12 protein-coding genes are annotated in these 14,847 nt (G+C 34.2%); 8 read left to right on the forward strand and 4 right to left on the reverse strand.

Going from position 1 to position 14,847, the window contains the following annotated elements; genetic code table 11:
- Nucleotides 1-37: 37 nt before the first annotated feature.
- On the reverse strand, nucleotides 38-628 hold the full coding sequence (locus HW423_RS06205) for an ECF transporter S component (RefSeq protein ID WP_218931069.1): 591 nt from the start codon (nucleotides 626-628) through the stop codon (nucleotides 38-40).
- A 96-nt stretch (nucleotides 629-724) separates the two neighbouring features.
- Between HW423_RS06205 and HW423_RS06210 the strand changes: the two genes are divergently transcribed.
- On the forward strand, nucleotides 725-1,111 hold the full coding sequence (locus HW423_RS06210; RefSeq protein WP_218931070.1) for a hypothetical protein: 387 nt from the start codon (nucleotides 725-727) through the stop codon (nucleotides 1,109-1,111).
- Nucleotides 1,112-1,447: 336 nt separating this feature from the next.
- On the opposite strand, the gene HW423_RS06215 is transcribed toward HW423_RS06210, so the two are convergent.
- Together HW423_RS06215 and recU are read right to left on the reverse strand one after the other, a co-directional pair.
- Nucleotides 1,448-3,994: a PBP1A family penicillin-binding protein gene (locus HW423_RS06215; protein ID WP_218931071.1), complete on the reverse strand. Its 2,547-nt coding sequence runs from the start codon at nucleotides 3,992-3,994 to the stop codon at nucleotides 1,448-1,450.
- 27 nt (nucleotides 3,995-4,021) lie between these two features.
- A complete protein-coding gene (recU, locus tag HW423_RS06220; RefSeq protein ID WP_408014885.1) occupies nucleotides 4,022-4,615 on the reverse strand; it encodes a Holliday junction resolvase RecU in 594 nt (197 codons plus the stop codon).
- Nucleotides 4,616-4,912: 297 nt separating this feature from the next.
- Here recU and tig point away from each other — a divergent pair, with 297 nt between their 5' ends.
- The 6 genes from tig (at nucleotide 4,913) to rpoD (ending at nucleotide 12,539) form a co-directional block, all read left to right on the forward strand.
- Complete coding sequence (gene tig, locus HW423_RS06225; RefSeq protein WP_218931073.1) at nucleotides 4,913-6,196, forward strand: trigger factor; 1,284 nt, start codon at nucleotides 4,913-4,915, stop codon at nucleotides 6,194-6,196.
- Nucleotides 6,197-6,323: 127 nt separating this feature from the next.
- The gene (clpX, locus tag HW423_RS06230; RefSeq protein WP_218931074.1) at nucleotides 6,324-7,568 is read left to right on the forward strand and encodes an ATP-dependent Clp protease ATP-binding subunit ClpX; all 1,245 of its coding nucleotides are present in this window, start codon (nucleotides 6,324-6,326) and stop codon (nucleotides 7,566-7,568) included.
- Nucleotides 7,569-7,585: 17 nt separating this feature from the next.
- Nucleotides 7,586-8,170 carry a ribosome biogenesis GTP-binding protein YihA/YsxC gene (yihA, locus tag HW423_RS06235; RefSeq protein ID WP_218931075.1) on the forward strand — a complete coding sequence of 195 codons (585 nt, stop codon included), beginning with the start codon at nucleotides 7,586-7,588 and terminating at the stop codon, nucleotides 8,168-8,170.
- A 20-nt stretch (nucleotides 8,171-8,190) separates the two neighbouring features.
- Entirely contained in the window at nucleotides 8,191-9,447 is a 1,257-nt protein-coding gene (locus HW423_RS06240) for an MFS transporter (protein ID WP_218931076.1), read from the forward strand.
- Between the two features lie 25 nt (nucleotides 9,448-9,472).
- A complete protein-coding gene (gene dnaG, locus HW423_RS06245; protein ID WP_218931077.1) occupies nucleotides 9,473-11,323 on the forward strand; it encodes a DNA primase in 1,851 nt (616 codons plus the stop codon).
- Between the two features lie 13 nt (nucleotides 11,324-11,336).
- Nucleotides 11,337-12,539, forward strand: a complete 1,203-nt coding sequence (rpoD, locus tag HW423_RS06250) for an RNA polymerase sigma factor RpoD (protein WP_235956346.1) — start codon at nucleotides 11,337-11,339, stop codon at nucleotides 12,537-12,539.
- 68 nt (nucleotides 12,540-12,607) lie between these two features.
- Here the strand turns inward: rpoD and HW423_RS06255 are convergent, their stop codons facing one another.
- On the reverse strand, nucleotides 12,608-13,636 hold the full coding sequence (locus HW423_RS06255) for a lipoate--protein ligase (protein WP_218931078.1): 1,029 nt from the start codon (nucleotides 13,634-13,636) through the stop codon (nucleotides 12,608-12,610).
- A 176-nt stretch (nucleotides 13,637-13,812) separates the two neighbouring features.
- Between HW423_RS06255 and HW423_RS06260 the strand changes: the two genes are divergently transcribed.
- A complete protein-coding gene (locus HW423_RS06260; RefSeq protein ID WP_218931083.1) occupies nucleotides 13,813-14,823 on the forward strand; it encodes an LLM class flavin-dependent oxidoreductase in 1,011 nt (336 codons plus the stop codon).
- Nucleotides 14,824-14,847: the final 24 nt, after the last annotated feature.

A 14,847-nucleotide genomic window follows, 5' to 3' on the forward strand; every position in this document is an offset into this window, starting at 1 on the left:
AACAGCTTCAAAGTGAAATCACTTTGAAGCTATTTTTTTAACGTCTTGAGCGATTAACCCCTATGAAGATAATGGGTGTAATAATTGTTGCTAAGATCGCTTCTGGAATACCATTGGCCGTAACAATTCCCCATAAAATCGGCCATAATTGACTGACATTTGCGCCATCTATGGCGCCAATATATTCTGTAGGTTTGAAGATTCCAATAGCGCCAAGAACTAGAATCGTATTTAAGATGCTACCAATGAAGCCTGCGACAGCACCTTTAGTAGAATCAGAAAAACGATCAAGAATATATTTAATACATAAACCTAAAAGAAGTGGCATAAGAATTCGTGGTAAAACACTAACTAAAGGCGACGTGAAGATCATTCTTTCTATCGGATTACCAATAAGCCATGCACGAGCAAGTGAGTTTAAACCAAAAACTAGGCCTAAAATCATACCATCTCGTGTACCGAGCCACAATGTACTTAATATTACCGTAATGGGAATAATAGTCATTGCAATTGGCCCAATGGTAATAAAGCCAAGGAAGGGTACCCAACTTTGAATGATGATTAATGCAATAAAAAGACCTAGAATAACTAGTCTTCTTGCGTTATTATTAGAATAACTACTTTTCATTATATAACTCCTTATAACTATTATGTAAATTATTATATCATATAGTTATAAAATTATACTAAATAAATTAGATGACTTTAGATTGGGGACGTCAAAATGTTTGAACAATGGCTTGCAATGGAACAGTTTTATTTTAATGATATGTGGATTTTTGTCGCAATCAGTTGCGTATTAGGTATAATATTTTTTGCTTCAATTGCTTATATTAAAAAAAGAATCGTACAAGTTATCGCATTAGTAACGATTATTTTCTGGTTTATAACTGGGATGTTTGTTTACCGAGGGTACGAAGAACATCATGAAATGATTGCTTTGAATAGTTATATTAATGCTGCTAATCGCAAATATGAGAAGAAAATATTTTTTGACTTTCCTTATTCCTATTCGGAACTGTCACTTTATAAGCAAGGATATATGAAGAAATATTTTGAGGCACTCCCATTTTACGATGCAGAACAATTAACTCAAGAGGTTGAATACTAGGGGAGTGATGGTACATATTATTATATAGAAGCTAAAGGAAATATATACTATACTTCTCAACGACTATTAAGTTTCTCTGATCAAGTCAATGAACCACAGAGACTAGGAGTTCAATATCATTTAAATGATCAACAGTTTGAAACTATTGGATTTATTAATCCATCCTCAATATTTTTAGTATCATATTTGGTTCCGCAAAGTTTAAGTGATTTTGAAGTAAGTGAAGAAGATAAAGATAAGGCTGTTTATCATTCCGACCAACAAATTGGTCGATGGTTGTCACCATAAAAGCAAAAAAAGAGTGAAAGAGAATTTTATTCTCTTTCACTCTTTTTGTTACAATGGATTATTTTCTGATTCAGATTCCGTACCGGAAACACTTGGATTTTCTTCAGGTAGTTCATTCCCATTTGGTCCAGATTCAGTTTCTGTTCCTTCTGGTCTAGATTCTTCTGATTCATCGTCGGAAGAAGTTGTCTCATCTTCGCTTTCAGATTCATCCCCGGAAAAATCTTCCTGAGTTGTTAACGTTAGTGTAATAATCATCACGTCAGAACTACTATTACCATCAACGATTCGTAATCTTAAGACATATTCTCCATAACTTTCTGCAGGAATTTGGAATGCAGTATTCGTTCCGGTGTAAACAACTTGTCCGTTCACAGATAATTCGAACTGTCCAGATTCAGTCAATGGTGCCCATTGAGCATTAATTACTTTATTCTCTTGATCATATTCTGCGTAAAATCCAGTTGGAGGATTAATATAACGACCGTAAGCGAGTGATTGTTCTGTAGGTTCCTGACCTCTAATAAATAATTCGTTCGATTTAGCTTCTGCAGGAGTATATGGACCCGGTAATAAAATTGGATCAGTATATTTTTCAATTTCTACTTCAACTATACTTTCTGGTTTCTCCCAATCTGTTACTGGTACATCAGTCATTAAATAAGTCATCATTTCACGATAGATATGCTGAGGAATGGCAGTTTCTTCAAGTGTCAAGTAATTACCAGGTTCATTTGGATTATCATAACCTACCCAAGAACTAATTGAATACTGAGGACTCATTCCGACATACCAACCATCAGGAGCAGCATATGTTCCTTGGTCTAAACCAAGAGTTGCTAACTGGTCTTCTGTATAATTCGTTGTTCCAGTTTTACCAGCATGGTAAATACCTTCAATATCAGAACTACTAGCAAATACACCAGGCACATCTTTGAGAATGTCTGTTAACATATAAGCAGTAGTATCTTTCATTGCTTGACGCGTTTCAGTTTCGAATATTTCTTCAGTACCAGCAGAAGTAACAACACGATTCACCGTATATGGCTTATTGTATTCACCATAATTTGCGATGGCAGCATAGGCTGCTGATAATTGAATAGGTGTAATTCCTCCACCTAAGGCATTCGCTTCGACTAATTCACGTTTGTTGTCATTGAGGATATTGATATCCATCTTTTGTAAAAAGGCATAGGCATTATCTAATCCAACAGCTTGAAGTACTTTTAAAGCTGGAATATTACGTGAGCCGGCTAAAGCTTCACGAAGTGTCATATTACCTTCATATTCAAAGTCATAGTTATAAAATTCTTGACCGCTTGAATAGGTATACGGCTCATCAACAACCAATGTACCTGTAGAGAAGTTTAAGTATTCTAGGGCAGGGCCATAGGCTGATAAAGGTTTCATAGTTGAACCAATTGAGCGATTCAATGTATTTGCACGGTTTAACCCCATCGCAACTTCTTGTTTACGTCCACCGATCAGGGCAACTAATTGACCATTATCCACATCTACAATAGAAGCAGCCGTTTGCATTTGATCATCAGGGAAGACAACCGCTTGATTATTATTCACCGTATCGTAAAGTTTTTCTTGAGCTTGATAGTCCATATTCGTATAAACTTCAACGCCATCAGTATAGATATTGATGTTCATCTTATCTTGCACTTCTTGAGCGACAACATCTAAGTAAGCATCAATGACTAAATCAACTTTATTTGTTGAGCTGTTAGATAAGGGAACTAACATTGATTCAATCGACGTATTAACAGCTTCATCATATTGTTGTTGGGATATCATTTCTCGATCTAACATAACTGCTAATACTAAATCTCGACGTTCTTTAGCTTCAGCAGGATTTGTATAAGGATCATAAATAGAAGGTGCTTGAGGAAGACCAGCTAAAAGGGCAGCTTCAGCTAAATTAATTTCTTGAATATCTTTTCCGAAGAATTCCTTAGCAGCTGTTTTGGCACCATAGACATTATTTGAATAGAATAGTTTATTTAAATATAAAGTTAATATCTCTTCTTTACTATATTCTTGTTCAATCTGCATTGCGAGCCAAGCTTCTTGAGATTTACGTTCTAATGTTTGGTCTTGGAAATCAGTTGAGAATACAGATAGTTTTACTAATTGTTGAGTAATAGTACTACCACCTTGAACAATTCCTCCAGCTCGAAGGTTTGCAATTAGTGAACCAACAATTCTTATCGGGTCAACGCCATTATGATTATAAAAACGAGTATCTTCAATAGCGATAACCGCATCTTCTAATACTTGTGGGATTTCCGATGCCTCCATGACATCTTTATTTTGACCTCCAAGTTCTTTAACTAAGTCACCAGACTTATCATAAATCTTACTCGAAACTTGACCTTGCAAATCACTGAAGCTAATTTCAGGGGAATTCATTGCGTAATAACCGAAAACCCCTGCTCCTCCAATGACAGCAATGAAAAATAGCATAATGAGCAAAATGAAAATTCGTTTGACGATTTTTTTCGGTTTTCGATTGCGTTTATTTTTGTTTCCTTTATTATTATTTTTATTTCTATATTTTTTGCGTTCTACACGACTTCCAGTTGCCATTTACGACATCCTTTCTACAAAGTAACTTTAATTATTTTCTAACAAGTATTCATCAAGAGCTTTTAAGTAATCAATCATCGGAAAAATACCAGTTGGGCATTCATAACCATTCTCCTTGATAAAATCATAAGTTAGACTTTGTTTGTTATTATTATTTATATATTGATGTATGTATTGATAAGGTAGTAAATAAATTTCATCTAATTCACTAAAAGATACAATTAAAAAGGCGATACCGCCTTGATCTAAACAAGAAAGCATATGCTCTCGTTGATGTTCTGGTAAATTAGATAAAGGAAAGCTTGTTTTATTTTTAGTTTCCTTCGCTTCAAAATCAATGTACTTGCCTTGATATACGCCATTATAATCCGTCGTTGAAGCATGACGGTAATATGCTTCTGTGATCCGAGCAGCACTTCGTCTTGGATAATCCACTCGAACAACTTGAATCGGAGTGGGTTTTTTATGAATGACTGCTAAGTTATGAGATAGGTAATACTCATTACTTTTATTCAAGCGTTCTTCAAGAGACATACCTCGGCTTCCATAGTTTATTCTCTTATTTCGTTTTAATTTGATTTGTTTTTTAGGACCATGTCCCATTGGATATTTCACCATGATGTCACTCCTTATCACTATTTTTCATTATAACTAATAATTAAACTGTTAGATAGGTAAAATAGAGATAAAACATAAATTTAATTCAATTGACTAAAAATAATAAACAATTATTCAAACATAGATTGTATTTTATCATAAGTTGCATGTTGAAACATGAATAATATGTGATATTATATTGAAAAAAGACTTGCGTAGGCTATATCTGTACGAATTATTGAGTAAAACAGTTTACAAAAGGGCAATTATCGGTTAGAATACAAAGGTATGTAAAACAAGAAGTGTTGGAGGGTTAACTTAATGACTACAAATTTTGAAAAAACAACAGGCAATGAAGGTACATTAACTTTTGAAATTCCTCAAAAGGAAGTAAAAAAAGGATTAGACCAAGCCTTTAAAAAAGTACAAAAAACTGTATCAGTTCCAGGTTTCCGTAAAGGGAAAGTTCCACGTCAGATTTTTAACAACGTATATGGTGAAGAAGCATTATATGATGAAGCTTTAAACGCTGTATTACCAGATGCATATGAAGCTGCAGTTAAAGAAGCAGGTTTAGATGTGGTTGGACAACCAAAATTTGATATCGAAACAATCGGTAAAAAAGAACCTTGGGTAATGAAAGCAGAAGTTACATTAAAACCAGATGTTCAACTTGGTGAATATAAAGGATTATCAGTAGAAAAACAAGATACTGAAGTAACTGATGAAGATGTTCAAAACGCAATCAAATCTCGCCAAGAGAAATTAGCTGAATTAGTTGTTAAAGATTCAGAAGCGGTTGAAGGAGATACTGTAGTTATCGATTACGAAGGTTTCGTAGATACTGAAGCATTCGATGGTGGTAAAGCAGAAAATCATTCATTAGAATTAGGATCAAATTCATTTATTCCTGGTTTCGAAGAGCAATTAGTTGGAACTAAAGCTGGCGATAACGTAGATGTTAATGTTACTTTCCCTGAAGAATACCAAGCTGAAGAGTTAGCTGGTAAAGAAGCTGTGTTCAAAGTAACAGTACACGAAGTTAAAGCTACTGAATTACCTGAATTAGATGATGAATTCGCTAAAGACGTTGATGACGAAGTTGAAACATTAGCAGAATTAGAAAACAAAATTCGTGTTCAATTAGAAGAAGAAAAACAACAAGCAGCGAAAGACATCTTTGAAGACTTAGCTTTACGCCAGGCTGTTGACAATGCAGAAGTTGAAGGTGGCATTCCATGGGCAATGGTTCATGAAGAAATTCACCGTCAAATGGACTACTTCTTAAATAACTTAAGCCGTCAAGGTATTCAACCTGAAATGTACTACCAAATTACTGGTACAACATCTCAAGACTTACATGATCAATTCGAAGAAGAAGCTGAATTACGTACTAAGACGAACCTAGTATTAGAAGCTATCGTTAAAGCTGAAAACCTTGAAGTAAGCGACGAAGAAAAAGAAGAAGAAGTAAAATCTCTTGCTGAACAATATGGTATGGAAGTTGACCAAGTTCGTGGATTTGTATCTGACGACATGTTAAATTCAGATATCAAGATGAAGAAAGCAATGAGCATCATTGTTGACTCTGCAGAAGAAAAGTAAGATAATAAGGATTAAAGATTAATATTATAGAGGGATTGCAAGAGTCACTAGTGTTTAATTTGGGGCTTCTTTGCATCCCTCTTTTGATGTTATTTATATTTTTAAAGGAAATTAAGGAGGATAATAAATGGCAAAAAAAACATCGGATATGACTAATTTCTACTGTTCCTTTTGTGGAAAATCACAAGATGAGGTTAATAAAATTGTTGCAGGACCAGATGTATATATTTGTGATGAGTGTGTCGAATTATGTAAAAACATTATCGACGAAGAACTGAAAAGTGAAAGAACTCATGAACCTGTAAAAATGCTAATTCCTAGCGAAATTAAAGACGTTTTAGATGATTATGTTATCGGACAAGATGCAGCTAAAAAATCACTTTCTGTTGCTGTTTATAATCATTATAAAAGAGTGAACCAGAATATGATGGATGATGATGAAGTGGAGTTACAAAAAAGTAACATCGCTTTAATTGGGCCAACAGGATCAGGTAAGACTTTCTTAGCACAAACAATGGCAAAAACATTAAATGTTCCATTTGCGATTGCTGATGCAACCACACTAACTGAAGCAGGTTATGTGGGGGAAGATGTTGAGAACGTTCTATTAAAATTAGTTCAAGCCGCAGATTATGATATTGAACGTGCAGAAAAAGGTATTATATACATTGATGAAATTGATAAAATTTCTAGAAAAAGTGAAAATGTATCAATTACACGGGATGTCAGTGGTGAAGGTGTCCAACAAGCCTTATTAAAAATATTAGAAGGTACAGAAGCAAATATACCTCCTAAAGGTGGACGTAAACATCCAAACCAAGAATTCTTAAAATTAGATACTAAGAACATCTTATTCATCGTTGGGGGTGCCTTTGATGGAATCGAAACGATTGTAAAAGAAAGATTAGGAAGTAAAGTCATTGGTTTTGGTAAAACAACTGGAAAAGTTGATGAAACGAAGAGTTTAATGCAACAAGTAACTTCTGAAGATTTACTTAAGTTCGGACTAATCCCTGAATTCATTGGACGTATCCCTATTACTGCAGCCTTAGAGAAATTAACAGAAGAAGATTTAATTTCAATTCTAACAGAACCAAAAAATGCACTTGTTAAACAATACAAAAAACAATTATCAATGGATAATGTAGTACTTGAATTTGAAGAAGAGGCACTTCAAGCAATTGCTCAACAAGCGCTTGAACGCGGAACTGGTGCACGTGGATTAAGATCAATCATCGAGAATGTGATGTTAGAAATTATGTACGAAGTGCCAAGCCGTGAAGATATCGCTAAGATAATTATTACGAAGGAAAATGTCGAAGGTGCACATAAACCTGAATACTATAGTAATGACAATCGAAAAATTTCATAAAAGCGAGGCAGCATAATATGAAAGTACAAAATCCAAAACTCGAAATAACTGCAGTAAAGCTTGAACAGTATCCATCGATGGATAAACCTGAGATTGCTTTAGCAGGAAGATCAAATGTAGGAAAATCATCATTTATTAATACATTGATCGAAAGAAAAGGCTTAGCTAGAACATCAGGCCAACCAGGTAAAACTCAAACATTAAATTTCTATAATATGGATGATAAATTCCGATTTGTAGATGTTCCTGGTTACGGGTATGCGAAAGTATCCAAAACTGATCGTGCTAGATGGGCTAAAATGATCACTGAATACTTAACAAACCGAGACAACTTAGTAACTCTCTTGTTATTAATGGACTTTCGTCATGAACCGACAGAATTAGACATTCAAATGAAAGAATTTGCTGATGAATTAGACATTCCATATGCGATTGTTTTAACAAAAGTTGATAAAATTAAAAGAAGCCAGCGAAATAAACATATTTCGATGTTCACTAAAAAGCTAGAATTACCAACGAGTGATGCATTGTTTTTATTCTCTTCTGAAACAGCCGAAGGGAAAGAAGATATTTGGGAAGTAATTGAAAGTCAAATCAACTAACAAGAGAACAGGAGAATACAATGTTTAAGCAACTTAAAGGTCAGTTTAATAAAGCAGAGTGGAGTTGGATGTTTCAGGATTGGGCAAACTCAGCCTATTCCTTAATGATAACAACAGCTATATTCCCAATATTTTATAAGTCTGTTGCGGATGCAGGAGGTATAAGTGGGGCAGACTCAACGGCTTATCTTGGATATACCAATGCGATTGCCACAGTTCTAACAGCTGTTTTAGCCCCTTTTCTTGGGACGAGTGCTGATTATAAAGGGTATCGAAAACCTTTATTCACTATTTCAACACTCTTAGGTATTATTGCTGTATTTTCAATGATGTTTATTGGAAATGGTAACTGTTTTTTATTATTAGTTGTTTATGCGATTTCTTCATTTGGTTTTCACGTAGCTAATATATTCTATGATAGTTCGATTATGGATGTAACAACACCGGAACGACTAGATCAAGTCAGTTCAACTGGCTTTGGTTTAGGTTATATCGGTAGCGTATTTCCCTTTTTAATATTTATGGTGTTCCAATTAACAGGGATATTTCCTGCGAATGTCACTGTTAATATTGGATTTTTACTTACAGCTGCTTGGTGGTTTATCTTTACAATTCCATATTGGAAGAATGTGAATCAAGTGAATTACTTAGAAAAAACTGAAGGTATTATTCAAACGACGGTGAAATCATTAACTGCTACTGTAAAAGAATTAAAGAAATATCCACATATCTATTTGTTTTTATTTGGTTATTTCTTTTATATAGATGGTGTCGGAACAATCATTGCGATGGCCACTTCAGTAGGTACAGATTTAGGCTTATCAGCAAATGAACTTATCATAATGTTGCTAGTCGTTCAAATCGTAGCATTCCCATGTTCTATTATGTACGGGTATTTAGCTAGACGTTTTGGCACTAGAACAATGTTATTTGTTGGTATTGCTACTTATATAGTTATTTGTATTTTCGGATTAAGTTTAGATTCATTTACCGATTTTATGATTTTAGCTGTGCTAGTCGGAACGGCTCAAGGTGGAATTCAAGGTTTAAGTCGCTCTTACTTTGGTCAGATTATTCCTAGAGAGAAAAGTAATCAGTTTTATGGTTTCTATAATATTTTCGGGAAGTTCTCTTCCGTATTAGGGACGACTATTTTAGGAGTTGTAGCGCAGATAACAGGCGATTCTTTAAAAGGATTGTTTGCTCTTATTGTGCAATTTAGTATCGGTGCGATTCTGTTATACATGGCAAAACCAAGCAAAAGTTACACTAATTAACTCGAAATAATAGAGGTGATTTCAATTGAGTTATATTCCAGAGGAAGTTATCAACGAGGTTAAAAGTAATGTTGATATCGTCGAACTCATTGGACAATATGTTCAATTGAATAAGCGTGGGACAAACTACATGGCCTCATGTCCTTTTCATGAGGATAACAATCCTTCTTTTTCAGTTTCACAGCCAAAGCAAATTTATAAGTGTTTTAGTTGTGGGAGAGGGGGGAATATCTTTAGTTTTCTACAAGAAATTGAAGGTATTTCTTTTACTGAATCTGTAGCAAAAGCAGCTGAGTTTGCGAATATTACGGTTGATGAAAAATATATTCAAGCTCAACCTTCAAAGCAGCAAGAATTTAGTTATTTATATGATATACACGAAAAAGCAAATGATTTTTACCACTACTACTTAATGAGCACAAATAATGGTGCAGAAGCTTATGATTACTTAATTCAAAGACAGCTAACAAAAGAAGTGTTAGAAGTGTTTCAATTTGGCTTAGCGCCAAATAACTCGCAATTATTAGTCCAATATTTACAAAAGGCTGGTTTTACATCCGAACAGCTAGTAGATTCAGGTATTTTTTATATGGCTGACTCTGGTGAATTAATTGATCGTTTTCGTAACCGAATTATGATTCCTCTTCGTAATAGTAGAGGAGATGTTGTGGCTTTTTCAGGACGTGTGTTTCAAGAGAATAGTGAAAAGTCGGCCAAGTATTTAAACTCACCTGAAACGAGCATTTTTAAAAAAGGTAAGTTAATTTATAATTTAGACAATGCTAGATTACCTATACGTAATCAGAATAAAGTGTTAATTGCAGAAGGTTATATGGACGTCATTAGTTTGTATCAAGCAGGATACGAGAATGTGGTTGCTTCGATGGGAACAAGTTTGTCAGAGGATCAATTAAAACAATTAAGTAAAATGACGAACACTTTAATTTTTGCCTTTGATGGCGATGATGCTGGACAAAAAGCAACGAGTCGAGCTTTTCAGACAGCTCAAGGTATTACGAATGCAGAAATCAAAGCAATTCAGATACCTAATAAACTTGATCCTGATGAATGGATTAAGGAACACGGGAAAGATAGTTTCCAACAATTAATTAATCAATGCATTTCGCAATTTGAGTTTAATCGAGATTTTTTTAAGAAAGATTATAATTTAAACGATGAATATGAACTTGCACAATATATTGAAAAAGTTATCGAATTAATTAGCCAAATCAAATCACCTATTGAACAACAATTAAGAATTAATGATTTAGTGAATGAGTATCATCTTTCGGAAGCAATCATTACCGAGCAGGTCAATCGTGCTCGTGATATTCGACCTAATAATTACAAGCAACCCACTAATCAAAATAATAGTGTGGAACCACCTCAAGCTAGTTTTTCAAATGCTCCAATTATAACACAAGAACTTGCTTTGCAAATTAAATCAAAACGAGCATTTAATAGTGAAAAGCAAATTATATTCTATTTGATTTATTTCGAAGAGGCATGGGATTATATGGAAGAGTTAAGTAATCCTCCAGTATTTTTTCATGATTTTACAAGTAAAGCATTTTTTGAGCTAGATCGATATTATTACGAAGGAAATCATTTGCCACTCACTGGTATCATTGATAGAATAAACGATACCCAAGTAAGTCATTTTTTAACTTCGTTAATGTGGGAACAAGAATTATTCGATTTTACTCGTCAACTGTTAGATGATTGCTTTAAAGTTTTACAGCAAGAATTTATTCAACAAGAGATCAATGAATTAAGAAAGAAAGTTGTTCAATATCAAAAACAACAAGATTATTCAGAAATGAATCATACTTTAACAAGAATCATGAATTTAACGCGTCAGATTAAAGAAATTTAGGGGGCTTACTTATATGACTGAAAAAGATCAAGTTCAAGAAGAACAGCAACAACAGCAAGATGGAAAAACAATCGAGCAAAAAGATCCTCAACAAGAGCATGTAAAAGAAGAAAGAAGTAACGAGTTATCACTTACGTTAGAACAAGCAACGAAACTATTAATTGCTGAAAAGGAAACGTTAGGTCAAATTCATTATGATGAATTAACAGAATCAATTGCTAGTCCATACGAACTGGATGCAAATGCTATTGATAAATTAATTCAACAAGTTGAAGATAGTGGTATTGCGGTCGTTGGTGACGATGGTGGACCAACTAAACAACAAATGGTACGAGCAGAAGAAGGTGACAAGTCAACAACAGCGTCTTCAGCAGCCGTATCTAAAATCAAAGTAAGCGATCCAGTTCGTATGTATTTAAAAGAAATTGGACGCGTTGATTTACTTACAGCAGATGAAGAAGTGTCCATTGCAAAACGAATTGAAGATGGCGATGACTTAGCTAAACAAGAATTGGCAGAAGCAAACTTACGTTTAGTTGTATCGATTGCAAAGCGTTATGTTGGGCGTGGTATGTCTTTCTTAGATTTAATTCAAGAAGGTAATATGGGATTAATGAAAGCTGTTGATAAATTTGACTACCATAAAGGATTTAAATTCTCTACCTATGCTACGTGGTGGATTCGTCAAGCAATCACAAGAGCGATTGCTGACCAAGCAAGAACAATTCGTATTCCTGTACATATGGTAGAAACTATTAATAAATTAGTACGTGTACAAAGAACATTATTACAAGATTTAGGTAGAGAACCGACTCCAGAAGAAATTGGTGCTGAAATGGATTTACCGACTGAAAAAGTCCGTGAAATTCTCAAGATTGCTCAAGAACCTGTTTCCCTTGAGACACCAATCGGTGAAGAAGATGACTCACATTTAGGTGATTTCATTGAAGATGAAGGGGCTATGAGTCCAGAAGCATTTACTTCAAGTTCTTTATTAAGAGAACAATTGGAAGATGTCCTAGATACTTTAACTGATCGTGAAGAGAATGTATTACGTCTTCGTTTTGGTTTAGATGACGGGAATATTCGCACTTTAGAACAAGTAGGTAAAGTGTTTGGCGTCACACGTGAACGTATTCGTCAAATCGAAGCGAAAGCATTACGTAAATTACGCCACCCAAGTCGTTCTAAGCAATTAAAAGATTTCTTAGAGTAGGATACATAATTTAAGATAAAGAGGCTATATCGTTGGATAAAGCCTCTTTTTACTATGTTTTATACTATTTATTGTTCTAAAATCAAATCAATGATATTTTCGGCTGTAATCTTACCAAAATACTCATTAAGTTCAATTGGTGTAAGAGCTTCTAATAAATCTTTACGTTCAACACGTGTTCCGATTAAAGCATTTTCGATATCTTTTATATCAGCTTTTCCAAAAAAGTCTCCATAAATACGGATTTTTTGAATTCTCCCTTTATCTACATTGAGCGTTAGCGATACCGTTCCGCCTTCAAAACGACCATCAGCATTATAATCGTAACGTGGCGATTTACCATAATTCCACTCCCAATTAGCGAATTTTTCTTCAGCAATCTTATCAATGGCCGCCCATTCTTCCTCAGATAGTCGGTAATACTTAATATCGTCTGGATGATTAACACCACACAAATGCATTAACATAGTTTTTTCGAAATCTTCCACTGTGATATCTTGATATTCCTGGGCTAGATGTGAACGAATTGGTGTAACACGACGTCGCACTGACTTAATCCCTTTAGATTCTATTTTTTTGCGATTTGGTCGCAATGCATTTTCGACAGCATCAAAATCTATATCTAGAAGAAGAGAGTAGCCTGCATATAATCGACCTTTTTGAATAGTGACAGCTGCACCAGAAACTTTTTGACCATCAATTTCAAGGTCATTTCGACCTTTACGGCCGACATTTTTAGCCCCTAAATGTTTTAATCCATCTATTGTTGGTTGATAAATACGATCGAAATTTTTATCAAAATTTGTAGAAGGATCGTCTATTATAAAAACAAAATTCGCATGGTTTCTATCCATATAGATAGCACCACCACCTGTTTCTCTTCTAACAATATCAATATTGTTTCCTGATATATATTCTTGGTTTACTTCTTCAACGGTATTTTGGTACTTTCCAATTTGGACGGAAGCACTTGGTCGATATGGGAAAATTAAGGATTCATCCAACTTAATGTTTTCTAAAGCATAAATATGCATAGCTAATTGAGTAGCATGATCTAACACCTCAACACCGTTTCGAATATGTTCAATTACGTACATGATACGACCCCTTCATAAGTTTAATAGGGTCATTATATCATAGTTCATATTATTTGCTATAACAGACAAAATCATGATGTAGACTACTTTAAAGGTAATCACTATTAGAAAGATAATAATTATGATACAGTAATAATAATAAGTTATAACAGTTATTTGAGAGGAGAAAATCATTGATTAAATTAAGTGTATTAGATTATGCTCAAATTGATGAATTAAAAGATGTACAAACTGCGGTAAAAGAATCCACTGACTTAGCGAAAGTTGCAGAAAAATTAGGTTTTCATCGTTATTGGGTGGCAGAACATCATAATGTTCCAGCGTTTGCAAGTAGTTCCCCTGAAATGTTAATGATGCATATTGCTGATTCGACAAAGAGAATCCGAATTGGATCAGGAGGCGTGATGATACCTCATTACAGCCCATATAAAGTGGCGGAAAACTTTAGAATGTTAGAAGCATTTCATCCAAACCGTATTGATTTAGGTATTGGTAATTCTTTAGGAACTAATTTAGTTAACAAAGCATTAAATGAAACGAAAGAGCGAAAATTACCTTATAATCAAAGTATTCAAGATTTATATAAATACGTGACAGATACAAATGACTTTGATCATCGTTTAAATGATATTACGGCCAATCCTAAGGTCGATACAGTGCCCCAGATGTTCCAGTTAACAACTAGTACTAGAGGTGCAAAAAACGCTGCTAAAAATGGACTTGGATTGACTTTTGGTTTATTTCCAAATGCAAGCAGTGATAAATTGAATGTTGGGAAAGATGCGGCTGAAATATATAGAAGTGAATTTAAAGCATCAAAAGCAGTAGAGCAACCAATCGTCATGTTCTCGCCATTTGTCGTTGTAGCTGACACAGATGCAGAAGCAAAAGAACTTCAAAAAGCGTTAGATGTTTGGTTACTAGGTAAAAACCACTTTGATGAATTTAAGCAATTTCCATCAGTTGAAACGGCAAAGAATTATCAATTTACTCAAGAGGATTTAAAGATTGTACAAGCTAATCGTACAAGAATGGTTGTCGGAGATATTGATTCAGTTAAGAAACAATTGGATCATTTAGTAAATCAATTTCAAGCGGATGAAATGTTAATCATTCCATTAATGCCAAAAATCGAAAATCGAATCAACGCTTTAGAGTTATTAGCAGATCGTTTTTCAATAAAATAAAATTAAAAATAAATAAGTAATTAA

The organism is Ruoffia halotolerans (assembly GCF_014049385.1).
In the GTDB taxonomy this organism is placed as follows: domain Bacteria; phylum Bacillota; class Bacilli; order Lactobacillales; family Aerococcaceae; genus Ruoffia; species Ruoffia halotolerans.

Coding starts and splice junctions, on each gene's coding strand:
- HW423_RS06205 (WP_218931069.1), bottom strand. CDS start 628: ATGAAAAGTAGTTATTCTAATAATAACGCAAGAAGACTAGTTATTCTA.
- HW423_RS06210 (WP_218931070.1), top strand. CDS start 725: ATGTTTGAACAATGGCTTGCAATGGAACAGTTTTATTTTAATGATATG.
- HW423_RS06215 (WP_218931071.1), bottom strand. CDS start 3,994: ATGGCAACTGGAAGTCGTGTAGAACGCAAAAAATATAGAAATAAAAAT.
- tig (WP_218931073.1), top strand. CDS start 4,913: ATGACTACAAATTTTGAAAAAACAACAGGCAATGAAGGTACATTAACT.
- clpX (WP_218931074.1), top strand. CDS start 6,324: ATGGCAAAAAAAACATCGGATATGACTAATTTCTACTGTTCCTTTTGT.
- yihA (WP_218931075.1), top strand. CDS start 7,586: ATGAAAGTACAAAATCCAAAACTCGAAATAACTGCAGTAAAGCTTGAA.
- HW423_RS06240 (WP_218931076.1), top strand. CDS start 8,191: ATGTTTAAGCAACTTAAAGGTCAGTTTAATAAAGCAGAGTGGAGTTGG.
- rpoD (WP_235956346.1), top strand. CDS start 11,337: ATGACTGAAAAAGATCAAGTTCAAGAAGAACAGCAACAACAGCAAGAT.
- HW423_RS06255 (WP_218931078.1), bottom strand. CDS start 13,636: ATGTACGTAATTGAACATATTCGAAACGGTGTTGAGGTGTTAGATCAT.